22 protein-coding genes are annotated in these 23542 nt (G+C 64.0%); 10 read left to right on the top strand and 12 right to left on the bottom strand.

All coding sequences use genetic code 11. From position 1 onward, the window contains the following. Window positions 1-1107, bottom strand: coding sequence for a biotin synthase BioB (gene bioB / locus HNO52_RS13140; protein WP_197565733.1), 1107 nt, complete (start codon window positions 1105-1107; stop codon window positions 1-3). Between the two features lie 242 nt (window positions 1108-1349). On the opposite strand from bioB, the gene HNO52_RS13135 reads away from it, so the two are divergent. Both HNO52_RS13135 and HNO52_RS13130 read left to right on the top strand, forming a co-directional pair. Then, window positions 1350-2078: a ComF family protein gene (locus tag HNO52_RS13135; RefSeq protein ID WP_197565732.1), complete on the top strand. Its 729-nt coding sequence runs from the start codon at window positions 1350-1352 to the stop codon at window positions 2076-2078. Between the two features lie 55 nt (window positions 2079-2133). Beyond that, window positions 2134-3120, top strand: a complete 987-nt coding sequence (locus HNO52_RS13130) for a serine/threonine protein kinase (protein ID WP_197565731.1) — start codon at window positions 2134-2136, stop codon at window positions 3118-3120. 44 nt (window positions 3121-3164) lie between these two features. Here the strand turns inward: HNO52_RS13130 and HNO52_RS13125 are convergent, their stop codons facing one another. Further along, entirely contained in the window at window positions 3165-3731 is a 567-nt protein-coding gene (locus HNO52_RS13125) for a hypothetical protein (protein ID WP_197565730.1), read from the bottom strand. Window positions 3732-4001: 270 nt separating this feature from the next. Here HNO52_RS13125 and folE point away from each other — a divergent pair, with 270 nt between their 5' ends. The 4 genes from folE (at window position 4002) to HNO52_RS13105 (ending at window position 6949) form a co-directional block, all read left to right on the top strand. After that, window positions 4002-4559: a GTP cyclohydrolase I FolE gene (gene folE, locus HNO52_RS13120; RefSeq protein WP_197565729.1), complete on the top strand. Its 558-nt coding sequence runs from the start codon at window positions 4002-4004 to the stop codon at window positions 4557-4559. Between the two features lie 44 nt (window positions 4560-4603). Further along, entirely contained in the window at window positions 4604-5014 is a 411-nt protein-coding gene (gene folX / locus HNO52_RS13115; RefSeq protein ID WP_167111039.1) for a dihydroneopterin triphosphate 2'-epimerase, read from the top strand. Between the two features lie 90 nt (window positions 5015-5104). Further along, on the top strand, window positions 5105-5422 hold the full coding sequence (locus tag HNO52_RS13110; protein ID WP_197565728.1) for a hypothetical protein: 318 nt from the start codon (window positions 5105-5107) through the stop codon (window positions 5420-5422). 69 nt (window positions 5423-5491) lie between these two features. After that, entirely contained in the window at window positions 5492-6949 is a 1458-nt protein-coding gene (locus tag HNO52_RS13105) for an NAD-dependent succinate-semialdehyde dehydrogenase (RefSeq protein WP_197565727.1), read from the top strand. A 218-nt stretch (window positions 6950-7167) separates the two neighbouring features. On the opposite strand, the gene purH is transcribed toward HNO52_RS13105, so the two are convergent. From purH to ppa, 8 genes are all read right to left on the bottom strand, one after another. After that, a complete protein-coding gene (purH, locus tag HNO52_RS13100) occupies window positions 7168-8748 on the bottom strand; it encodes a bifunctional phosphoribosylaminoimidazolecarboxamide formyltransferase/IMP cyclohydrolase (protein ID WP_197565726.1) in 1581 nt (526 codons plus the stop codon). A gap of 73 nt (window positions 8749-8821) precedes the next feature. Further along, window positions 8822-9160, bottom strand: coding sequence for a DNA-binding transcriptional regulator Fis (gene fis, locus HNO52_RS13095; protein ID WP_197565725.1), 339 nt, complete (start codon window positions 9158-9160; stop codon window positions 8822-8824). Beyond that, complete coding sequence (gene dusB / locus HNO52_RS13090) at window positions 9157-10200, bottom strand: tRNA dihydrouridine synthase DusB (RefSeq protein ID WP_197565724.1); 1044 nt, start codon at window positions 10198-10200, stop codon at window positions 9157-9159. The genes fis and dusB overlap by 4 nt, the downstream gene beginning before the upstream one ends. Before the next feature lie 78 nt (window positions 10201-10278). Next, window positions 10279-11193, bottom strand: a complete 915-nt coding sequence (prmA, locus tag HNO52_RS13085; RefSeq protein ID WP_197565723.1) for a 50S ribosomal protein L11 methyltransferase — start codon at window positions 11191-11193, stop codon at window positions 10279-10281. A gap of 77 nt (window positions 11194-11270) precedes the next feature. Beyond that, window positions 11271-12611, bottom strand: coding sequence for an acetyl-CoA carboxylase biotin carboxylase subunit (accC, locus tag HNO52_RS13080; protein ID WP_197565722.1), 1341 nt, complete (start codon window positions 12609-12611; stop codon window positions 11271-11273). Window positions 12612-12638: 27 nt separating this feature from the next. Then, a complete protein-coding gene (gene accB, locus HNO52_RS13075) occupies window positions 12639-13106 on the bottom strand; it encodes an acetyl-CoA carboxylase biotin carboxyl carrier protein (RefSeq protein ID WP_197565721.1) in 468 nt (155 codons plus the stop codon). A gap of 213 nt (window positions 13107-13319) precedes the next feature. Then, window positions 13320-15176, bottom strand: a complete 1857-nt coding sequence (gene dsbD, locus HNO52_RS13070) for a protein-disulfide reductase DsbD (protein ID WP_197565720.1) — start codon at window positions 15174-15176, stop codon at window positions 13320-13322. Between the two features lie 205 nt (window positions 15177-15381). Next, window positions 15382-15912, bottom strand: a complete 531-nt coding sequence (gene ppa / locus HNO52_RS13065) for an inorganic diphosphatase (protein ID WP_197565719.1) — start codon at window positions 15910-15912, stop codon at window positions 15382-15384. A 306-nt stretch (window positions 15913-16218) separates the two neighbouring features. On the opposite strand from ppa, the gene HNO52_RS13060 reads away from it, so the two are divergent. After that, complete coding sequence (locus tag HNO52_RS13060; protein WP_442907178.1) at window positions 16219-17874, top strand: protein kinase domain-containing protein; 1656 nt, start codon at window positions 16219-16221, stop codon at window positions 17872-17874. Between the two features lie 79 nt (window positions 17875-17953). Here HNO52_RS13060 and HNO52_RS13055 read toward each other — a convergent pair whose 3' ends face one another. Further along, window positions 17954-19213 carry a 6-phosphofructokinase gene (locus HNO52_RS13055; protein WP_197565717.1) on the bottom strand — a complete coding sequence of 420 codons (1260 nt, stop codon included), beginning with the start codon at window positions 19211-19213 and terminating at the stop codon, window positions 17954-17956. A 185-nt stretch (window positions 19214-19398) separates the two neighbouring features. Between HNO52_RS13055 and mpl the strand changes: the two genes are divergently transcribed. The 3 genes from mpl (at window position 19399) to HNO52_RS13040 (ending at window position 22096) form a co-directional block, all read left to right on the top strand. Beyond that, complete coding sequence (gene mpl, locus HNO52_RS13050; protein WP_197565716.1) at window positions 19399-20778, top strand: UDP-N-acetylmuramate:L-alanyl-gamma-D-glutamyl-meso-diaminopimelate ligase; 1380 nt, start codon at window positions 19399-19401, stop codon at window positions 20776-20778. Further along, complete coding sequence (locus tag HNO52_RS13045; RefSeq protein ID WP_197565715.1) at window positions 20771-21406, top strand: flavin prenyltransferase UbiX; 636 nt, start codon at window positions 20771-20773, stop codon at window positions 21404-21406. Before mpl ends, HNO52_RS13045 begins: the two co-directional genes overlap by 8 nt. Before the next feature lie 66 nt (window positions 21407-21472). Next, entirely contained in the window at window positions 21473-22096 is a 624-nt protein-coding gene (locus HNO52_RS13040; protein WP_197565714.1) for a LysE family translocator, read from the top strand. Between the two features lie 18 nt (window positions 22097-22114). Here the strand turns inward: HNO52_RS13040 and HNO52_RS13035 are convergent, their stop codons facing one another. Further along, window positions 22115-23512 carry a bifunctional DedA family/phosphatase PAP2 family protein gene (locus HNO52_RS13035; RefSeq protein WP_197565713.1) on the bottom strand — a complete coding sequence of 466 codons (1398 nt, stop codon included), beginning with the start codon at window positions 23510-23512 and terminating at the stop codon, window positions 22115-22117. Window positions 23513-23542: the final 30 nt, after the last annotated feature.

Below are 23542 nucleotides of genomic sequence, written 5' to 3'. Positions count from 1 at the left end.
TCAGGCCCGGGTGGCGTCGTAGGCTAGCGCGGCGCTGCGGGCCTGGCTCTTTTGGCGTGCCAAGGCACCTTCGAGCGCAGCCTGCTGCCGGTCGTCGCCATGGCAGGTGTCGCGCCGCTCGGGATGCAGTCCGAGCTTGTCGAACAAGGCACGGTCGCGAGTGGCCTGGGGGTTGCCGGTGGTCAGTAGCTTGTCGCCGTAGAAGATGGAATTGGCCCCGGCGAAGAAAGCCAGCGCCTGAGTCGACTCGTCCATCTGCTCGCGCCCGGCCGAAAGTCGCACATGGCTTGCCGGCATCAGGATACGGGCAACGGCGATGGCTCGCACGAACTCGATCGGGTCGAGGTCCTCCACGTCTTCCAGCGGCGTGCCGGGCACCTTGACCAGCATATTGATCGGCACCGATTCGGGATGCGGTTCGAGCCGGGCCAACTGCTGCAGCAAGGCGGCACGGTCGCGTGGGGCTTCCCCCATGCCGAGTATGCCGCCGGCACACACTTTCATACCCGCTTCGCGTACGTTGGCCAGGGTCTCCAGGCGATCGGCGTAGGAACGGGTGGTAATGATCTCGCCATAGTATTCCGGCGAGGTGTCGAGGTTGTGGTTGTAATAATCGAGGCCGGCCTCGGCCAGGCGGCTTGCCTGCTCGCCGTCGACCATGCCCAGGGTCATGCAGGTCTCGAGACCCAGTTCCTTGACCCGGCTGACCATCTCCAGCACCACAGCGAGATCTTTCTCGCGCGGGCTGCGCCAGGCCGCCCCCATGCAGAAGCGGCTGGCGCCGGCTTCCTGGGCGGCCTTGGCCTGGGCCACCACCTTCTCGATCTCCAGCAGCTTCTCCTTGCCCAGCCCAGTGGCGTAGTGGCCCGATTGCGGACAGTACTTGCAGTCCTCCGGGCAGGCACCGGTCTTGATCGACAGCAAGGTGGAAACCTGCACGGCATTGGCGTCGAAGTTGGCGCGATGGACCTGCTGAGCGCGGAACAGCAGATCATTGAAGGGCAGGGCAAAGAGGGCCTCGATCTCGGTCAGCGACCAGTCGTGGCGGGTCCTGGGGACAGCGGGAGTGGTTTGGCCGTTCGGGCGGGCGTGCTGGGCATCGGACATGAGGGACCCTTCTTGGTCAACTCGATAACTTTGGAATGTTGACTGTGAGCGTACGTGAAAATGGCTCTCTGTCAACCTAGTGGTGTGAGCAAGTTAACGAAAGCGGCTCCGATGAACCAAGACCGCCAGCGAGCGGGAGATGGTAAGCTTCTTCGAATGAGGACAAGTGACGGAAACAGCAGGCAATGCAGCCGGAACGGAAACACGTAGCACTGCGAGACGGGGCGCCAGGGATCACCCGAATGAGCGGCTGGTTGCGGCTGCTGTGCCAGGGCGTTGACCGCGGCCTGCGCCGGGCCTTGCCGGGGCGCTGCGGCTTCTGCCTGGCACCGGCCGAGCCGGAACGCCCCTGGTGTCGGGCATGCTTCGAGGCGCTGCCGTGGAACCTCCCGGCCTGCCCGAGCTGTGCCGAACCACAGCCGCCGGGTTCGCTGGCGGGCAGGCGCTGCGGCCGTTGCCTGACGCGGCCGCAGGCTTTCGTCCGCTCGCGAGCGCCGCTGCGCTACGAGGACGAGGTGATCAGGCTGATACAGCGCTTCAAGTTTCATGGCTCGCCGCGTGCCGGCAACGTGCTGCTCGAGCTGCTGGAGCTCGGTCTGTCATCGGAGGCCCTGGCCTGGCCCGAGGCGCTGATTCCGGTTCCGCTGCATCCCAAGCGAGCGCGGGAGCGCGGCTTCGACCAGGCAGACTGGCTGGCCCGGCGCCTGGGGGCGCGCCACGGCTTGAGGCTGGCATATGCGGTGCGGCGACAGCATACCCGCACGCAGCGCGGCCTCGACCGCACCGAGCGTTACCGCAACCTGCGCGGCGGCTTCGAGGTGAGGGGGGCGCTGCCGTCGCGCGTAGCGCTGCTCGATGACGTGATGACAACCGGGGCCACGCTGGATGCGCTGGCCCAGGCTTGCCTGGCGGCCGGGGCCCGAGAGGTCGAGGCCTGGGCGGTGGCCCGCACACCGCTGCCAGTCGCATGATTCGCTGGCGCGCCCAGGCTGTTACCATGGAGTCTCCCTTCAGCCGGTGAAACACATGCAGAGCACGCCACATCCCTTCGCAGCACTTTCGCCTGCCCGTGTCGTGGCGGCCATCGAGTCGCTCGGCTTCTGGTTACCCGGTGAGCCGTTCGCCTTGAACAGCTACGAGAATCGCGTTTTCCTGCTGCATGACGACGAGGGGCGCCGCTGGGTGGCCAAGTTCTATCGCCCTGCCCGATGGAGCGATGCGCAGATTCAGGAGGAGCATGATTTCCTGGATGAGCTGGCCGAAGAGGGGGTCGCCGTGGCCCCGCCCTGGCGCGATGAGGACGGTCGTAGCCTGCATCATGCCGAGGGCTTCCGGCTTGCCTTGTTTCCTCAGCTGTCGGGCCAGGCCCCCGAACTGGAGAATCCTTCCCACCTGTTTGCCCTCGGCGAGTTGATCGGCGCCGTGCATGCGGTCGGCGAGCGTGCCGGGTTCCGGCAACGGGTCAGGCTCGACCTGGATGGCATGGTGCAAGAGGCCCGGCAGCGCGTGTTGACAGCGCCTTGGCTGGATCGTCGTCAACGCCAGGCCTACGAGCGTATCTCGGAGGCGCTGCATGGCGTACTGCAGGCTCATGCCTGGGCACCGCAGCAGACGATCCGGGTACAGGGTGACTGCCACATCGGCAACCTGCTCGGCCGCGACGATGCTTTCTCACTGGTCGACTTCGACGACGCCATGATGGCGCCCGCGGTACAGGATCTGTGGATGTTTCTCACCGCCGAGCACGAAGCGGAGTGGCATATGCAACTGTCAGAAGTGCTGGAGGGATACGAACAGCACCGAGAGTTCGATCGCCGTGAGCTGACACTGATCGAGCCCCTGCGCACGCTGCGTCTGATGCGACACAGCGCCTGGCTGGTGGCACGCTGGGACGACCCGGCTTTCCCCCCGGCCTTTCCCTGGGTAGCCGATGCTGGCTACTGGGAGGCGCACATTCGCCAACTGGAGCAGCAGCGTCAGGCACTGGGGCGCACGCCACGCTGGCTGGCCTGAAGCCGAAAGCTGCGCACCCTTCAGGGTGCGCTAGAACAGAGAGCTCAGTTGCTGTCGGGGTCGGGGCGATCGGCAGGAACTGGATTGGCTACCCCAGCGCCGTCGGCCTGGCGCCGTTGCTCGTTGATGCGAGCGGAGGGATTGTCCTGCTCCTCGATCTCAAGGCCCTTGGCCAGCTTGAGATGAAAGACGTGATCGCTCGTGAGTGCGCAGCGGGATGCATCGCACACTGCCAGGCCGTAGCTGCCGTCCATTTCGTATGCAGCTGCGGAAATTTCTCCGTTGTAGATGTCGCTGTCGCTGCCTTCGGTTTCGACGCAGGTCAGTGCCTTGGCTGTCACTCGCAGTCGATCGCCATCCTGGAGAGCATCTCCCACCACGACACAATACTCGGGCAGCTCATGGGTGGCAGCCTCATCGGCACTGACGGGGCGAAGCAGGATATCGTCACGGCGTCCGCTTTCTCCCTCCAGGACGAGGTCGTCGATCACCTGGAAGGCGACGACGGCATCCGCGGGCACGGAAAGGGTGTTGGCAGAAGCATGCAGGGGAAGCAGGAGAAAAAGGGCCAGTCCGCTGGCTGACCGTATCGCGTCTGGAATCTTGATCATATCCGGGGCTCTCGAAGGACCAGGCTGCGCGCATCGGCAGCACTGAAAGCCATGATTTTACCATAGCCGCCCAGGCATAGCAGTGGCACGAATGTCGCAGCATGTCGTTTTCAGGCATACCGACTGCGGCGAGACTTCGGTTACGGTAGAATATCGTCCAGGGGTGTAAGAAATTGTACAAGGAACAATATTGTGCATATCCTTTGTATGAGTCATAGACGATGGCCGGGCCATCACGAGATGAACGGTAACTGAGTCCAGGGCCTGACCATGAACGAAGAGCTTGCCAACTTCTACCGCCAGATTATTCTCGAGCTGGGCGAGGATCCGGATCGAGAGGGCCTGCGCGATACGCCGAAGCGTGCCGCCAAGGCAATGCAGTTTCTCACTCGTGGCTACTCCCAGACCCTCGAGGAGATCATCAACGGTGCCGTTTTCGAGAGCGAGACCGATGAGATGGTGCTGGTCAAGGACATCGAGCTCTACTCGATGTGCGAGCACCATCTGCTGCCTTTCATCGGCAAGTGCCATATTGCCTATTTGCCCAACGGCAAGGTGCTGGGGCTCTCCAAGTTTGCGCGTATCGTCGACATGTATGCACGACGCATGCAGATCCAGGAAAACCTGACGCGGCAGATCGCCGAGGCCGTGCAGCGAGTCACCGGAGCGCGCGGTGTAGCGGTGGTGGTCGAGGCACGACATCTGTGCATGATGATGCGCGGCGTGGAGAAGCAGAATTCCAGTATGACCTCTTCCGTGATGCTGGGCGCTTTCCGCGAGAACCAGTCCACACGGCAGGAGTTCCTCACCCTGGTCAGCGGCCGCTGACGGGGCGGCCCGTCCAGCGGACGTACCTTGCCCGGAGCCACGCCATGACACTGCATGTCCTGGACGATCAGCATCTCGATCACGAACTGGCCACGATTCGCATCAAGAATCTGCGCCTGCGCACTTTTATCGGCATCAAGGATGAGGAGATCCACAACCGCCAGGATGTGGTCATCAATGCCGTGATCCGCTATCGGGCCGACAAGGCCGTGGCGTTCAATCTCATCGAGCAGGCGCTCAACTATCGTACGATCAGCAAGGAAGTGATCGAGCTGGTGGAGGAGGGCCGCTTTCTGCTTCTGGAGCGCATGACGCGAGAAGTGCTCGACCTGATCATGAGCCATGAACAGGTGCTCACGGCGCAGGTCGAGATCGACAAGCCACATGCACTGCGTTTCGCCGATTCGGTTTCCATTACCCTCTCGGCAAGCCGGGACCCGCGTCGAAACCGTTGAAGTTATTCACGTCTTTCCCCAGGGTTGGTGACAAAGGGTCTTTGCGCTTAGCATGAGGCCATACTGCCGAACCGATAGAGAGACGATTCGTTGGAACGTGACTGCCCCTCCCGTGACACGCCGCGGCGCCGCCATGCCCCCTGGGCCATGACGGCCATCGTAACGGCGCTCGTCGCCCTGCTGTTTCAGGGCAGCCTGCTGCCATTGAATCTCGCCGCCGCCATCTTCGCCGTGATGGGCCTGCGCCAGGTCCAACGCCAGCCCGGGCGCTACGTTGGCCGCGCATTATGCTGGATAGCCATCGCGCTGGCCCTGATACTTGCCATACTTAACGCTATGCTTCAGCCGCCAGTACAGGAAGGCATTCCCGAGAGCGTACCCGAGCAACGCAGCAGCGAGGCCCAGTGAGAGGGGGGCAAGGCTTGGCACGAATTCACTTCACTCGGTACAGGGCCCGCTGAGGCCAGGAGAGACAACATGGAAGCCCTCAAGGAAACACAGCTTTATTGCCCTTTCGCCTATATCGACGGCAGTTGGGTAGCCGCCGACAGTGGCGAACAGATCGAGGTCGTCAATCCAGCGACAGGAGAGACCTTCGGCACCGTGCCCAGGTTGGGCCGGAGTGAGACCGAACGTGCCATTGCCGCTGCCGATAAGGCGCTGGTCGGCTGGAGAGCGCTCACCGCGCAGGAGCGGGCCGACATCTTGATGAAATGGCACGACCTGATGTTCGAGCATCAGGACGACCTGGCAATGATCATGACCCACGAGCAGGGCAAGCCGCTCAAGGAGGCCGCCGGCGAGATCGCTTATGCAGCGAGCTTCTTGCGCTGGTTCGCCGAGGAGGCCCGACGGGTCTATGGCGAGACCATTCCCGCCGCCAAGCCCAACCAGCGCATCGTGATCACCAAGCAGCCGGTCGGCGTGGTCGGTGCAATCACGCCATGGAACTTCCCCGCTGCCATGATCACACGCAAGGCCGGGGCGGCGCTGGCGGCAGGCTGTACCATCGTGATCAAGCCGGCCAGCCAGACGCCGTTCTCGGCCACTGCCATGGCGCTGCTGGCCGAGCGCGCCGGGGTGCCCCGCGGAGTGTTCAACGTGGTGCCGGGCCGTGCCGCCGAGATTGCCGCGGCCATGACTGAATCTCCGCTGGTGCGCAAGATCACCTTTACCGGCTCCACCGAGGTGGGTCGCGAGCTGATGTCGAGAGCCTCACAGCATATTCAGAAAATCTCGCTGGAGCTGGGCGGCAACGCGCCGTTCCTCGTCTTCGAGGATGCCGACCTGGATGCGGCGGTGGAAGGGGCCATGGCGGCCAAGTTCCGCAATGCCGGCCAGACCTGCATCTGCACCAACCGTTTCCTGGTTCAGTCCAGCGTGGTCAATGCCTTCTGCGAGAAACTGGCAGTGGCGATGAACAGCGAGCTCAAGGTAGGCGACGGCACCGAGCCCGACATCAACATCGGGCCGCTGATCGACGAGAATGCCGTGGCCAAGGTCAGCGAGCACGTACACGATGCCGTCGACAAGGGAGCGGAGCTGCTGCTCGGCGGCCACCCCCATCCGCTGGGTGGCAACTTCTTCTCGCCGACGTTGATCAGCTTCGCCAATGACGACATGAAGGTGGCCCAGGAAGAGACCTTCGGCCCGCTAGCGGCGGTGTTTCCCTTCGAGGACGAGGAAGACGCCGTGCGCATGGCCAACGACACCCAGTACGGGCTCGCCTCCTACTTCTACTCGCGCGACCTGGGTCGTGTGTGGCGCGTTGCCGATGCACTGGAGTACGGCATGGTGGGCATCAACACCGGCCTGATCTCCAACACCGCGGCGCCGTTCGGCGGCGTCAAGGCATCCGGCCTCGGACGCGAGGGCGGCCACCAGGGGATCGAGGAGTTTCTCGAAACCAAGTACCTCTGCATCGATCTTGGTTAATAAACGGGCTGCGCTCGGTCATACGGCGTTGAAAACTGGCTTAGAATGCTCACTTACAACAGTAAGCTCCGCTTCTTCGCCAGTTTTCGCCTTGTCTGACCGTCGCTCGCACCGTTTCTCGAGGTAGAGAAGCATAACGCGAAAACCCCACACGGGCGTCTAGCCCAGGTGGGGTTTTGCGTGCGACTTGCCACTTGCTCCTTGCAGCTCGGCGAGCGTCAGTGCCTAAAGTGGCGCATGCCGGTGAACACCATGGCGATTCCGGCCTCGTTGGCGGCGTCGATCACTTCCTGGTCGCGCATGGAGCCGCCGGGCTGGATCACTGCGGTGATGCCGGCCGTCGCTGCAGCGTCGATGCCGTCGCGGAACGGGAAGAAGGCGTCGGAGGCCATTACCGAGCCTGGCACCGAGAGGTTTTCATCGGCGGCCTTGATACCGGCGATCCTGGCCGAGTAGACGCGGCTCATCTGGCCGGCGCCGACACCGATGGTCTGGCCGCCCTTGGCATAGACGATGGCATTGGACTTGACGTACTTGGCTACCTTCCAGGCGAAGGCCAGGTCGCGCATCTCCTGCTCGGAGGGAACGCGCTCGGTGACCACGGTGAGTTCGTCACGGCCGACCATCCCCAGGTCGCGATCCTGCACCAGCAGCCCGCCGGTGACGCGCTTGAAATCGTGGGCATGCTCACGCTGGCCGGGCCAGTTGTCGCCCACGTCGAGCAGGCGCACGTTCTGCTTCTCGGCCACGATGGCGGCAGCCGCTTCATCGACCCCGGGGGCGATGATCACCTCGACGAACTGACGGTCGATGATGGCGCGGGCAGTATCGGCATCCAGTGGCTGGTTGAAGGCGATGATACCGCCGAAGGCGCTGGTTGGGTCGGTGGCGAATGCCTTGTCGTAAGCCTCACGGAGTGTAGTGCCGACCGCCACGCCGCAAGGGTTGGCATGCTTGACGATCACACAGGCGATTTCGGTGAAGCTCTTGACGCACTCGAAGGCGGCGTCGGTGTCGGCCACGTTGTTGAACGACAGTTCCTTGCCTTGCAGCTGGCGGGCGGTGGCGACGCTGGCTTCGCGGGCGTCGGCCTCGACATAGAACGCCGCGCTCTGGTGCGGGTTCTCGCCGTAGCGCATAGTCTGCTTCTTGACAAACTGTACGTTGTAGGTGCGCGGGAAGCCATCCTCGCCTCCAGGCACCCGTTGGCCCAGGTAATCGGCGATGGCGGCATCGTAGCCGGCGGTATGCTCGAAGGCCTTCACCGCCAGGTCGAAGCGCGTTGCGTCGCTTACGGCTCCGTCGTTGGAGGCGATCTCGGCCAATACTCGGGCATAGTCGCCGGCGTCTACCATGATGGTGGTGTGGGCGTGGTTCTTGGCACAGGCACGGACCATGGTCGGGCCGCCGATGTCGATGTTCTCAATGGCATCTTCGAGGGAGCAGTCCGGCTTGGCCACGGTCTGGGCGAAGGGGTAGAGGTTGACCACCACCATGTCGATGGGCGCGATGCCGTGTTCTGACATCACTTCATCATCCTGGCCGCGACGCCCCAGGATGCCGCCGTGGATCTTGGGATGCAGGGTCTTGACGCGACCGTCCATGATCTCGGGAAAGCCGGTGTGCTCGGACACCTCGGTAACGGCAATGCCCTTCTCCTGCAGCAAGCGGAAGGTGCCGCCGGTGGAGAGCAGTTCAACCCCGTGCCCGGACAGTTCTCGGGCGAAGTCGACGATGCCGGTCTTGTCGGAGACACTGATCAGCGCGCGGCGTACCGGGGTGGGGGAGGCTTGGGCCATGATGGGATGCAACTCTATGTTGATGTGGAAATGAACCGGCACGGTCAGCCGAGGCTGCCCGTGTCGGCCGGGTTCAGATCAGGTCGTGCTGCTTGAGTTTCTTGCGCAGCGTGCCGCGGTTGAGGCCAAGCATCTCGGCGGCACGGGTCTGGTTGCCCTGGGTGTATTCGAGCACGCTGGCCAGCAGCGGCGCCTCGACTTCGGCCATCACCATGGCGTAGAGGTCGGTCACGGTGCCGCCATCGAGGTGGTCGAAGTAGCGTCGCATGGCGGCGTCCACGGCTTCACGCAGTGGCTGTTCAGCCAACGTGGCCGATGGCAGTGAGAGACTGTCGAATTCCGGCAGACCGGCACAGGAGCTGGCTTCCAGGCCTGGCAGATCGGCGTTGCGATTGAAAGCTTCACGATTCATGCGGCACTGATTCCATGCGATGCCCGAGAGAGGTCGGCTCTACCCTCGGGGCAAAAGAGGTCGTCGATGAAGTCATACTGTTCGTCAGGCTGCTCGAGGGCATTGAAGGTTGCCCGAAGCTCGCGCTGCCGTTCGGAATTGAAACGGCAGTCGCTGGCGAGGTACCAACCGAGGTGTTTGCGCGCGATTCGCACACCCATGTAGTCGCCATAAAATTCATGTAGGGCGTGAAGATGCCCCTGCAATACACTGACCCTCTCCCGCGGTTCGGGCAATGGGCAGCTGCGCCCATGGCGCAGATAGTGGTCGATTTCGCGAAAAATCCAAGGGTTGCCCTGCGCGCCGCGGCCGACCATCACCGCATCCGCACCAGTATAGTCCAGAACCTGGGCTGCCTTGCGTGGAGAGTCGATATCGCCGTTGGCGAATACGGGAATGCGCACGGCCTGTTTGATGGCGGCAATGGTGTCGTATTCGGCTTCGCCCTGGTAGCGCTGCTGGCGGTGGCGACCGTGCACCGCCAGCGCCTGGATACCAGCGGCTTCCGCCAGGCGAGCGACGCGCACGCCGTTATTGCTCCCGGCACACCAGCCGGTGCGTATCTTCAGCGTCACCGGAACATCGACCGCCGCCACCACCGCCTCGAGGATCTCGGCCACCAGAGCCTCGTCGCGCAGCAGAGCAGATCCAGCGGCCTTGTTGCAGACCTTCTTGGCCGGGCAGCCCATGTTGATGTCGATGATCTCGGCGCCCTGATCGGCATTGAGGCGTGCCGCTTCGGCCAGCATGGCGGCGTCACCGCCAGCGATCTGCACGGCCCGGGGGCCGGGTTCACCGCGGTGGTCCATGCGTTGGCGCGACTTGCGCGTATGCCACAGGGCAGGATCCGACGTGACCATTTCACCGACCACCAGCCCCGCCCCCAGGCGGCGGCAGAGCTGGCGAAACGGGCGGTCGGTCACGCCGGCCATGGGGGCCAGGATGACTCGATTGGGCAGGCGGTGCCGGCCGATCTGGGGCAGCGGGCGAGTATCGGTCATGAGACGGATCGGTGAACTCGGGGTTGCTTATCATACGCCCCCGAAGGGGCAGGGTGAAGGCGATAAAGGTACCGAGGCTTAGGCCGGTCGACGCCCGCTGAGCCGGACCCAGCCTTCGCGAACGCTTGGCTCATCCATGATCAGTCCTTGGTCACGATAGGCGTCGAGCACCTCGTCGGCCTGACGCTCGAGAATACCCGACAGGGCCAACCGACCACCCCGGGCCACATGGCCGGCAATCATCGGGGCCAGCTCCACCAAGGGGCCTGCCAGAATGTTGGCCACTACCAGCGGAAAGCGACGTCCGCTATCCAGCTGTTCGGGATAGCGCAGAGTGAGTTCGTGCTCCGCGATGTCGTTACGCTCGGCGTTGTCGCGGCTGGCCTGAAGTGCCTGGGGGTCGATGTCGGTGCCGGTGGCAAGCGCCGCACCCAGCTTGAGGGCGGCGATGGCAAGGATGCCGGAGCCGCAGCCTACGTCGAGCAGCTCGATGCCATCGAGATCACCCGCCAAGGCCAGCGCATCGAGCCACTCGAGGCACAGCGCCGTGGTCGGATGGGTGCCGGTACCGAAGGCCAGGCCCGGGTCCAGGTTCAAGTTGACGGCATCCAGAACGGGAGCTTGGTGCCAACTGGGAACGATCCACAACCGTTGGCCCATGCGCAGCGGCTTGAAGTCCTCCATCCACTCGCGCTCCCAGTCGCGATCGGCGAGCAGCTCGTGCTCGATGATCGGGCAGGGGTCTTCGGGCAGGGTTTCGGCCCAGGCCGCTGCCAGACGCTCGAGCATTGCCTCGAGGCCTTCGAGGTCGTCATAAAGCCCAGTCAGCACCGTCTCGTTCCATAGCGGCGTGGTGCCGCGCTCGGGCTCGAAAACCGGGTCGTCGTGGGCATCCTGCAGGGTAATGGCGGTGGCGCCTTCGGCCAGTAGCAGCTCCTCGAGCAGTTCGGCCTGCTCCGGGGCGATGCGGGCCTTGAGTTGCAGCCAGGGCATGGCGATCTCCTGTGCATGACGCAAGCGGGGTGGCCGTGGCCACCCCGTCGGGAGCGATGTTCGGATCCACTGCTCGTCTAGGAGCCGAGCTTCTTCTCCAGGTAATGAATGTTGACGCCGCCCTGCTGGAAGTGGCCGTCACGAACCAGATCCTTGTGCAGGTCGGTATTGGTCTTGATGCCCTCCACCAGCAGCTCGTCGAGACCGTTGCGCATGCGCGTCAGCGCGATCTCGCGGCTGTCGCCCCAGGTGATCAGCTTGCCGATCAGCGAATCGTAGTGAGGTGGCACCGTATAGCCGGTGTAGAGGTGCGAGTCCATGCGCACACCCAGTCCACCCGGTGGGTGGTAGAGGGTGACTTTGCCGGGCGAAGGCATGAACGTGCGTGGGTCCTCGGCGTTGATACGACACTCGAAGGCATGGCCAAGGACCTTGACGTCCTCCTGGCGGATCGAGAGCGGCAGACCCGAGGCGATACGCAGCTGTTCGCGCACGATATCCACGCCGGTGACCATCTCGGTGACGGGGTGCTCCACCTGCACGCGGGTATTCATCTCGATGAAGAAGAACTGGCCGTCCTCGTAGAGGAACTCGAAGGTACCGGCACCGCGATAACCGATCTCGATGCAGGCTTCGCGACACGCTTCGAGTACCTTGGCCCGGGCGGCCGGGTCGATGCCGGGGGCGGGAGCCTCTTCCAGCACCTTCTGATGACGGCGCTGCAGCGAACAGTCACGATCGTAGAGGTGTATGGCGTTGCCCTGGCCGTCGGCCAGTACCTGGACCTCGACGTGACGCGGCCGCTCGAGGAACTTCTCCATGTACACCGTGCCGTCACCGAAAGCCGAGTGGGCCTCTGTGCGGGTCACGTTGATCGCCGAGAGCAGGTGGCCTTCGGCATGCACCACGCGCATGCCGCGACCGCCGCCGCCGGCGGCGGCCTTGATGATCACAGGATAGCCGATGCGCCGAGCGGTGGTGATGTTGTCGCCCTCGTCGTCGCCCAACGGACCATCCGAGCCGGGGACCGTGGGTACACCGGCCTTCTTCATGGCTTCGATGGCGCTGACCTTGTCACCCATCAGGCGAATGGTCTCGGCACGCGGTCCGATGAACACGAACCCCGAGCGCTCCACCTGCTCGGCAAAATTGGCGTTCTCGGAAAGAAAGCCATAGCCGGGGTGGATGGCACTGGAGTCGGTGACTTCGGCGGCGCTGATCAGCGCCGGAATATTGAGATAGGACTGTGCCGAAGAGGCCGGTCCGATGCACACGGCCTCGTCGGCCAGACGCACATGCATCAATTCACGGTCCGCCTTGGAGTGCACCGCGACCGTCTTGATGCCCAGTTCCTTGCAGGCGCGCAGGATTCGCAGGGCGATCTCGCCGCGGTTGGCGATGAGAACCTTGTCCAGCATAGGGAGTCCGCCAGTGTCGGTGAAAGATCAGGAAATGATGAGCATCGGCTGGTCGAATTCGACCGGCTCGCCGTCCTCGACCAGAATCGCCTCGATTACGCCGTCACGGTCGGCCTCGATCTGGTTCATCATCTTCATGGCTTCGACGATACACACGGTCTCGCCTTTCTTGACGCTCTGGCCGACTTCGACGAACGCCTTCGAACCGGGCGCCGGGCTGCGATAGAACGTGCCGACCATGGGCGAGGTCAGGGCATGGCCTTGGTAGGTGGCGCCCGGAGCTTCCTCGGCGGGTCCAGCGGCAGGAGCCGGTGCGGCGGCCTGGCTAGGGGCCGCCTGCGGGGCGCCATACTGCGGCATAGGGGCTTGTGGCCAGCTGACACCGTTGGGATGACGGCTGATACGCACCGATTCTTCGCCTTCCTGAATCTCGATTTCGCTGATGTTGGATTCTTCCAGCAGCTCGATCAGTTTTTTGACCTTACGAATATCCATGTTGAGTCTCGACCGGTGGGTAAATGGCGGGTGGGCAAGGGCGCTGTCAACCCAAGCCAACTTTCGATAGATCGCGGCAAGATGGCGGATATTGCCGTCCCTATCGGCCTTGATAAGCGTTGTTGCCGGAGTGTGCCTAAAATCGATGGGGATGTCCAGTTGGTCGGGAACACTGTTCGCGCAGGCTGCCGCCCATGCTTGGAGAGGGCAGAGTCAACTTTGCTGTCGCTCGAACCAGTCGAGTACTCCGCGCAGGTGACTGGCGAGTTCGCCGGCCCCGACTTCACCCTGGATGCGGGCTTCGCGGATCTCCTCTTCCCCGCTGAAGAATAGCAGGCTCGGCGGGCCGAACAGGCTGAAGTGGTCGAGCACTTCGCGAGTAGTGGCGTTGGTGCGGGTGACGTCAACGTTGATGCGGGTGAACTGCGATAGCGGCTCGGCGACCTGGGGGGCCGGGTAGACCTGCCGCTCCAACTGCTTGCAGGAGATGCACCAGTCGGCGGTGAAGTGCACGAAGGTGGGCTGGCCCTGGGCGGAACTCTTGCGAAGCGCGCTGCGCAGCCCCTCGAAATCCTCCACCGTTACAACTTCTACGCTGTCGACGGTGCCCTCCCTCGAGGGAAGCGAGGCCAGAGGGCGCAGTGGATCGCTGCCACCCATGGCGGCGCCGAACACCAGTGCGATTCCCCAGGCCAGCAACATCAGGCCAACGGTCTGGCGCATCCGGGGCCAGCCCTGGGCCAGGTTGAGCGAAAGCGCGCCCAGCGCCAGGGCGCTGCCGATTGCCAGTGCCGCCCACAGCAACAGGCTGACGGATGCGGGAATGAGCCGCTCGATCAGCCAGATGGCCACGCCGAGCAGCAGGATGCCGAAGGCGATCTTGACCCCGTTCATCCAGGCGCCGCTGCGTGGCAGGGCGGTGGCGCCGAAGGTACCCACCAGCAACAGCGGCACGCCCATGCCCAGGCCGAGGGTCAGCAGGGCGGCGCCACCCATCACGGCGTCGCCGGTGGAGGAGATGAACACCAGGGCGCCGGCCAGCGGTGCCGATACGCAGGGCGAGACCACCAGGACGGAGAGGGCGCCGGCGGCGGCGAGGCCCAATGGCCCGCTGCGCTGGGCGCGGGCTTGCCAGGCATCGATGCGGCCTGCAAGCCGTGGCGTCAGGCGCAGGTCGAAGGCGCCGAACATGGCCAGGGCGAAGAGTGCGAAGAGCAGGGCGAAGACGATCAGTACGGGGGCGGACTGCAGGTGCGCCTGCATATTGAGGCCGGCACCGAACAGGCCCATCAGTACGCCGACCAGGGCGTAGGTGAGCGACATGCCGGCGACATAGCTGGCGGAGAGAACGAAGGCGCGCGGGCGTGAGGGTTGCTGGCCGACGATGATCGAAGAGAGTATCGGCACCATCGGCAGCACGCAGGGTGTGAAGGTCAGGCCCAGCCCGGCGAGAAAGAACAGGCCCAGGGCCAGCGGCAGGCTGGCTTCGCCGATCAGGCTGCTGAAGCGGCCGTCCTCGCTCTGTAGAGCGGGAGGGGGCGCAGCGGAACTGTCTTCGCTGGGTTCGTCGTCCCTGTCGCCGGCGTCCCGCCAGCCGACGAAAGCGGCCGGCATGGCACTGGCGGGAGCCTGCAGTTCGACCTGCTCGGGGGGGTAGCAGAGCCCGGCATCGGCACAGCCCTGGAAGCTGACCGAGATGTCCAGGGGGCCTTCGGCATTGCCTTGCAGCGGCGCCTCGAAGACCACACGATCGTAGAAGACGTAGACGTCGCCGAGGAACTCGTCGCTCTTGAACTCACCCGCGGGAATGGATGGCTCGCCGACCTCGAACGCGTCGTCTTGGCTCTCGACTCCGAGCCGGTGTCGATAGAGGTAGTAGCCTTCGGCATTCTCGAAGCCGATATAGAGTGTTTCGCCATCATGCCAGGCACTGGGCTGGAACGCTTCCATGACCGGCAGGAAGTCGCCCTGGCCGCTGGACGACGAGGAGAACCACTGGGCTTGGGTGGCCAGCGGCAGCCAAAACAGCACGCAGCAGATCAGACGTATGGCGAGATGACGGCTAGTCAACGCAGGGTGTCCTCTGGCAGTACGAAGGCGATCGATAGTCAGGGCGGCATGATACTCGCTTGGGTTGTCTCACCAGCGAAGCGCAGAGTTCCAGAATAACTCAGTCGACGGCAGCGTTAGAACCTTACGGGTGCGCCCTGGTGTCGCATGAATACGAACGGGCCGCCCCGAAGGACGGCCCGTGGAGATGGCTGGCGAAGTCGGCTCAATCCTTTGCGTAAGCGGCCACGGATTTCTCGATGGCCTTGTGAGCGGCATCGACACCTTCCCAGGACTCCACCTTGACCCACTTGCCCTTTTCGAGGTCCTTGTAATTCTCGAAGAAGTGAGCGATTTGCTGACGCAGCAGTTCAGGCAGGTCGGTGACTTCCTGCACGTCGTCATAGAGGGTGGTCAGCTTGGCATGGGGCACGCATACCAGCTTGGCGTCCTCGCCGGCCTCGTCGGTCATGTTGAGGATGCCGACCGGGCGGGCGCGGATGATGCTGCCGGCCTGGACCGGGTAGGGCGTGACCACCAGGGCGTCGAGCGGGTCGCCGTCGTCGGCCAGGGTATGCGGAATGAAGCCGTAGTTGGCCGGGTAGAACATCGGTGTGGCCATGAAGCGGTCAACCAGAAGGGCGCCCATCTCCTTGTCGATCTCGTACTTGATCGGCGCGTGGTTGGCAGGGATCTCGATAGCGACATAGATGTCGTTGGGAAGATCCTTGCCGGCAGGGATGTGGTCGAAGTTCATCGTCGCTTCCTTCGTTAGGCGAAATTTGGAGACACCGCAAAATGCGAAGAATTATACGGACCAGGCCCGGTGATTACCAATGCGACATAGGTGAAGTGGGCCGTTGGTCGACTTGGGCTTTGGTTGACAGGTTGAGTTTGTTGCAACCGTGTATGATGGCCGACGTCAGGCGGTTCGGCCAGCCATGCGGAGTGAGCGGTGATCAGCGGCGATATCTTGAAGGAGCGTGTCTTGCCATCTAATCGACTGTCGTTGAGTGTCGGGCAGGCCTTTGTGGCGCCGGATCGTCGGCATCATCGCAGCTCCATGTCGGTGCGTATCCCCGGCGAGGCCGCTCAGTCCGCTGCCAAGGGCGCCTGTGCGGTAATCAGCGACACCAGCTCGCGCAATGCCATCGCCAAGCAGGCCGGCGATCTCAGCGTGAGGGGGTTTCTGGCCGATTATTTTTCCACGCCGGATCATTGGGACGTGAAAACGTCGGCCACTCGCGTGCTGAGGGCGCTCAACGGCTGGTGTTACAGCCAGAGCACCTTCGTCGAGGGGGGCAGCTATGTCGCCTCTCTTTCCGCCATGGTCTATCGCGGGCGTGACGCCCACCTGTTCCATATGGGCGATACCCTGGTCTTTCGCCTGCGCGGGGCCGAGTTCGAGCAGCTCACCCGCGATCACGTGACCGACCTGGGCGGTTATCGCTACCCGTCTCGGGCCCTGGGGCTTGATGGCAGTATCGACATCGACTACATGCAGCTGCCGCTGAAACAGGGTGACATCTTCCTCTTCACCACCCAGGCGGTACGCGGCACCCTGATGCCGTCCGATTACGTGCGCCTGATCCGTGAAGATGCCAGCGATCTCGATGCGGCCTGCGAAAGGCTGGCCGTGGCGGCGCGGGAAAGGGCCCAGGCGCGGGGCTATGGGGCCGACCAGTTCTGCTTCCAATTGGTGCGTATCGACCAGTTGCCCGAGATCGAGCAGGATCACCCCAGCCGCATATACGGCGACCTGCCGATCCCGCCCGAACTCTCCCCGGGAGAGCGTATCGATGGAATGGAGGTGCAGGAAGTGCTGTCGCGGACCGCCCAGTCGCGCGTCTACCGGGTTCGCGATAGCCGCACCGAGCGCGAGATGGTGATGAAGGCACCGAGCCCCGAACTGTCCAATCGTAATGCCTATCTGGAGCACTTCCTGCTGCAGCAGTGGGTGGTGGAGCGGGTCAAGTCACCGTTCCTGGCTCGGGTCATGGAGTCCTCGCGTCCGCGGCGCTACCTCTACTACCTGATGGCCTATGTGGAGGGCACGACGTTGACCGAGTGGGCCCGGCGCCATCCTCAGGCCAGCCTGGCCCAGCGACTCGATATTGCGGCGCAATTGGGCAAGGCGGTCCAAGCCCTGCATCATCGCGAGGTGCTCCATCAGCGCATTCATCCCGACAATGTCCTGATCGACACCCATGGCCAAGTGGTACTGACCGACTTCAGTGCCTGCCACATGCGCGATCTGGACGGTCATCGGCGCTCACGCGAGCTGGCCCGTCAGACCGGCCTGTCCGAGCACAGTGCGCCGGAATATGCGCTGGACGATAACGTCGGTCGGCGCAGCGACCAGTACTCGCTGGCCTCGACGGTTTACTGGCTGCTGACCGGAGAGCTCCCCTATGAGCTGAGCCCGGATCGCCTGCGCAGTCATACCGATCTCGAGCAACTCAGCTATCGCAGCTCCAGGCTGTACAATCCCGAAATCACTCCTCAGCTCGACGACACCCTGCGGCGAGCGCTGGATCCCCAGCGCTCCTTGCGCTTCCGGCGCATGTCCGAACTGCTCTACGCGTTTCGGCATAACACTGGCCGAGGCGAGTCGCAGCGTCGCAACCCTCGACGCTTCTTGCGTGAGCCGGCCAACTTCTGGCAAGGAGTAGCCGGGATTCTGCTGCTGTTGCTGGTGCTCTCCTGGTTGCTGCGATAAACAAAGGTTGTGTCGAGCGATAACCGAAACGACGAAGCCCCCGCCGATGCGGGGGCTTCGTCGTTAGCTGGGCTGCGACTCAGAGCTTGAATTCAGGCAGCTTGCGTTCGGCCTTGGCCAGCTTGAGGTTTGCCACCTTGGGCAGTCCGTTCTCGAATGGCGGGTAGTCTTCGCCCTGGATCAGCGGCGACAGGTAACGGCGACAGGCGTTAGTGATGCCGAAGCCGTCCTCGCGGATGTATTCGCGGGGCATGAACTTCTCGCGATTGGCCACCTCGGCCAGGGGGGCGGGCTCGATGCGCCATTCGTAGGGCTCGTCGCTGACCCGCTTGATGGCCGGCATCATGGCGTTCTTGCCGGCGACGGCCAGCTCCACTGCCTGCTTGCCCACGGCATAGGCCTGTTCCACGTCGGTGCGCGAAGCCAGGTGGCGTGCTGCCCGCTGCAGGTAGTCGGCTACCGCCCAGTGGTATTTGTAGCCGAGGTCCTGCTTGACCATGCCGGCCAGGGTCGGTGCCACGCCGCCCAGTTGGCGATGGCCGAAGGCGTCGGTATTGCCTGAATCGGCGAGGAAGGTACCGTCCTCGTAGCGCGCGCCCTCGGAAACCACGATCACGCAGTAGCCGTACTTCTTCACGCACTCCTCGACGCGGGCCATGACCTTGCCGCGCTCGAACGGTACCTCGGGAAAGATCACCAGGTGAGGAGGCTGGCCTTCACCTTCACCGGCCAGGGCGCCGGCGGCGGCGATCCAGCCGGCATGGCGGCCCATCACCTCGAGCACGAACACCTTGGTCGAGGTGGCGCACATCGAGGCGATATCGAGAGAGGCCTCCAGCGTGGAGGTGGCGATGTACTTGGCCACGCTGCCGAAACCTGGCGAGTTGTCGGTGATCGGCAGGTCGTTGTCCACGGTCTTGGGCACGTGGATCGCGGTCAGCGGATAGCCCATCTTCTCGGAGAGCTGAGAGACCTTGAGGCAGGTGTCGGCACTGTCGCCGCCGCCGTTGTAAAAGAAGTAGCGAATGTCGTGGGCCTTGAAGACTTCGATCAGGCGCTCGTACTGGGCGCGATGACTCTCGATGTCCTTGAGCTTGTAGCGGCAGGAGCCGAAGGCGCCGCCGGGCGTATGGCGCAGCGCGGCAATCTCTTCGACCGACTCCTGGCTCACGTCGATCAGGTCTTCGGTCAGGGCACCGATGATGCCGTTGTGTCCGGCATAGACCTTGCCGATGCTATCGGAGTGTTGGTGGCAGGCTTCGATCACACCGCAGGCGCTGGCGTTGATCACGGCGGTGACACCGCCTGACTGGGCATAGAAGGCGTTATGCTGGGCCATGGGGCTTATGTGCTCCTGGAGAATGTCCATTTCATGCTTCATTCACGACAAGGCGAAACATTTTAGACGAAAGGCGGCGAACCTGCACGCCGCTGGAGGGGGGCCGTCAGGCCGTGCTAGTCTGCCGGTTCCTTTCCGGCGGGCGCTGCCTGCCTGCTCTACCAGGTGATTAAGGTCGGAACTCCATGCACCTTCATATTCTCGGTATCTGCGGCACCTTCATGGGTAGTCTGGCCCTGCTGGCGCGCGACCTGGGGCATATCGTCACCGGCTCGGATACGGGCGTTTATCCGCCGATGAGTACCCAGCTCGAAGAGGCCGGCATCGGCCTGTATGAAGGCTATGGCGAGGCCAATCTGACGCCGCGCCCCGATCTTGTGATAGTCGGCAACGCGCTGTCGCGAGGCAATCCCGAGGTCGAGGCGCTACTCGACCAGGGCATCCCCTACACCTCGGGACCGCAATGGCTGGCAGAGCATGTGCTGTGCGGACGCCGGGTCATCGCCGTGGCCGGTACCCATGGCAAGACCACCACGGCGAGCCTGGCCGCCTGGTTGTTGGAGTCGGCCGGGCTCGAACCGGGTTTTCTGATCGGCGGTGTGCCGCGCAACTTCGGTATGTCGGCCCGTCTCGGCGCTGCGGGTTCGCCCTTCGTGGTCGAGGCCGACGAGTACGATACCGCCTTCTTCGACAAGCGCTCCAAGTTCGTCCATTACCGCCCTGATATCGCTATCCTCGGCAACCTGGAGTTCGATCACGCCGACATTTTTACCGATCTTGCTGCTATTGAGCGCCAGTTCCATCATCTGGTGCGTACCGTCCCGGGTCGCGGCCGGCTGCTGGTTGCCGATGGCGAGCCAGCGCTCGACCGCGTACTGGGCATGGGTTGCTGGACGACGGTGGAGCGCTTCGGCGATGACGACGCGAGCCCTTGGCGGCTGGAGCTGGAGCGTGATGACGCCTCGCGCTTCCGGGTAGTGCACCAGCAGGGGGAGGTGAACGAGGACGCCGTGGTCGACTGGTCGCTGACTGGCACCCACAACGCACGCAATGCCTTGGCGGCACTGGCGGCAGCCCACGCCTGCGGCGTCGATCTGGCGCGAGGCTGCGCCGCGCTGTCTCGCTTCGAGACGCCGCGTCGACGTCAGGAGGTGCGCGGTGAGGTTGCCGGGATTCAGGTCATCGACGATTTCGCCCATCATCCCACGGCTTTCGCTGCCACCCTCGAAGGGTTGCGTGCCGCCACGCCGCGCGGACGCCTGCTGGCGGTGATCGAGCCACGTTCCAATACCATGCGCCTGGGGACCATGCGCGCGCGCCTGGCGGCGAGCGTCGCTGCCGCCGACCTGGCTTTTTGGTACCAGCCGCCGGGCCTCGACTGGTCGTTGGCTCCGGTGGTGGAGGCCAGTCCTGTGCCGGCACGGATCGAGGAGGATATAGAAGTCCTGGTAACGGCGCTGGTGGCCGAGGCGCGCCCGCTCGATCGGATAGTGGTGATGTCCAACGGTAGCTTCGGCGGTATCCACGAGAAACTGCTCGCAGCACTTGAGGTGGCTCATGGCTGAGCAGACGCTGCGCCAACCGGTCACGGTTGCGATCACCGGAGCTTCGGGCGCCCAGTACGGCCTGCGCCTGGTCGAGGCGCTGGTGTTGGCTGGCCATGAGGTATGGGTGATGGTCTCCAAGGCCGCCCACCTGGTCATCGAGACCGAAACCGACGTTACACTGCCGGCGAGGCCCGAGCGGATGGCCCAGGCGCTCGTCGAGCGCAGCGGGGCCGCCGAGGGTCAGATTCGTTGCTTCGGGCGCGAGGACTGGATGGCGCCGGTGGCGTCGGGCTCAGGCGCGCCTTCTGCGATGGTGATCTGCCCCTGCTCAACCGGCACGCTCTCGGCAGTGGCTACCGGCGCCAGTAACAACTTGATCGAGCGCGCCGCCGACGTGGCGCTCAAGGAGCGCCGCCAACTGATCCTGGTGCCGCGCGAGACACCGCTGTCGGCCATTCACCTCGAACACATGCTCAACCTGACTCGCATGGGGGCGGTGATCCTGCCGGCTGCGCCTGGCTTCTATCACCGGCCAGCGACGGTCGACGACCTGGTCGACTTCATCGTGGCTCGAATCCTCAACCAGCTTGGTATCGAGCATCACTTGCTGCCGCGCTGGGGGGAGCAAGCGTCGTACCCACGCTGACGCCACCCGAGCGTCATCGAATTCTGGCAGGCTGGGCGCACAAGGACGAGTTCCGAGACCCTTCTCATGATCAAACTATCGCTGCTGTCGGTGTTCCTGCCGACCTTTCTGTTCGTCTCGCTGACGCCGGGCATGTGCATGACCCTGTCGATGGTGCTGGGCATGACCCAGGGGGTGAAACGCACGCTGTGGATGATGGGCGGCGAGCTCGTCGGCGTCGGCCTGGTGGCGGCCGCGGCCGGTGCCGGCGTGGCCACTCTGATGCTACGCCAACCCGGACTCTTTGCCGTGTTCAAGTGGCTCGGCGGCGCTTACCTCTGCTATCTGGGGGTAATGATGTGGCGCTCCCGCGGACGCATGGCCATTCCGCTCGAGAGCATCGAGCTGGCACCGGCTACACGTGGCCAACTGGCACTGCAAGGCTTCGTCACCGCGGTGGCCAATCCAAAGGGTTGGGCTTTCTTCGTCGCCCTGTTGCCGCCCTTCCTCGACGCCTCGCGCCCGCTGGCTGGCCAACTGAGCGCGCTGATTGCGGTGATCCTCACCATCGAGTTCCTGAGTTTGCTGTTGTATGCCGCTGGCGGGCGCGGCCTGAGGCGCGTGCTCGGCGAGAGCGGTAACGTAAGGCTGCTCAATCGTATTGCCGGCACGCTGATGGTCGGCGTCGGCCTCTGGCTGGCCTTTGGCTGAGGTCCGCGGCAACGCTCGTCACACGGCCGGCAGCAGCGCTACCCGAGCGCTGAGCAATACCAGCGAGGCGACTGACAGCCAGGGCCACGGGCAGGGTGAGAGCGGGGCGTGCGGCCTGCGCTGCCAGACCAGCCGCACCAGCGCGCAGACCACCAGCCCCAGCAGACCGCCGCCGATCAGATCGGTCAGCCAGTGCACGCCGACGACCAGGCGCGACAGCGCCATGGGCAAGGTCAGAGCAATGGCCAGCCAGTAGGCCCAGAAGCGTCGCTGTGAGGGCAGTTCCTGGGCGATGAAGGCGGCAGCCAGGCCATACAACACCACAGCGGACGAGGCGTGGGCGCTGGGGTAGGCCAGCGAACCGAGCAGGTAGTCGGGCGTATCGGGGCGTGGACGGCCGATTAGCGCTTTGCCCAGAATATTCAGCACGGCGAGGCCGCCGAGCCCGGCGGCGACGTGCGTCAGGGCGGCCAGGTGTCGGCGGGCCAGCAGCCAGGCGCCCCAGGGCAGGAACAGGGCCAGTATGCCGATGATATCGCCGACGCGGGCCAGTAACTGGCCCGCTTCGGGCAGCATCGGCACCACCAGGGAGTCGAAGAAAGCGTACACTTGCAGGTCGATAGGGAAGGGGCCGCGCTGGCGAATGACCGCAATGGTCAGGCCTGAAAGCCCGCCGAGCGAGAAGATCAGCAGCAGCCAACTGGCCAGGGGTATCTCGCCCTGCCAGCTCCGTTTGAGCCAGATCCGGCGCAGCAGGGGATGGCGTCTTGCGCCGCGCGCCAGCATTCGGTAAACGCGCCCGGAACGGCTCACCTGATGACGCAGCCACGAGAAGGTCACTACCAGCACCACGACGATTACAGCCAGCGTGATCAGCAACGCCTCCAGCCCCGCCGGGATCGTTAACAATTGCTGCCAGGTCTGCCCGAGTAGGTACCCTGGCAGTACATAGGCTGGTGCCCACAGGGCCGCCGAGGCCAGATTGGCCCACAGGAAGGCACGTGGTGACATATGCAGCATGCCGGCAATCAGCGGGATCACGGGACGCACCGGGCCAACGAAGCGCCCGAAGAATACCGACAGGCTACCGTAGCGTTGAAAGAAGCGAGCACCTCGCGCCAGCCATTCCGGATGGCGTGACAGTGGCCACAGCCGAGTGACCCGCTCCCGCTGGGTATAGCCCAGGGTAAAGCTGAGCCCGTCGCCGAGTATGGCACCGCTGAAGGCCGCCAGCAGCAGCGAGGTCACGGACATGTCCTGGTGGCCGGCCAGCGAGGCCGCTGCCGTCATCAGAACCACGCCGGGTAGCAGCAGACCGACCAAGGCCAGCGACTCGAACAAAGCGATGGCGCCCACGACGAACAGCAGTATTTCGGGAGAAGGGGCGAGTTGCAGCAGGGTTTCGGTCAGGCTCAAGCATCGGCTCCTTGGTTACCAGCTCCTGAA

Origin of the sequence: Halomonas sp. MCCC 1A13316, from assembly GCF_014931605.1 — a bacterium.
Taxonomy (GTDB): Bacteria; Pseudomonadota; Gammaproteobacteria; order Pseudomonadales; family Halomonadaceae; genus Halomonas.
This window is presented reverse-complemented; position numbering and strand designations above follow the sequence as displayed.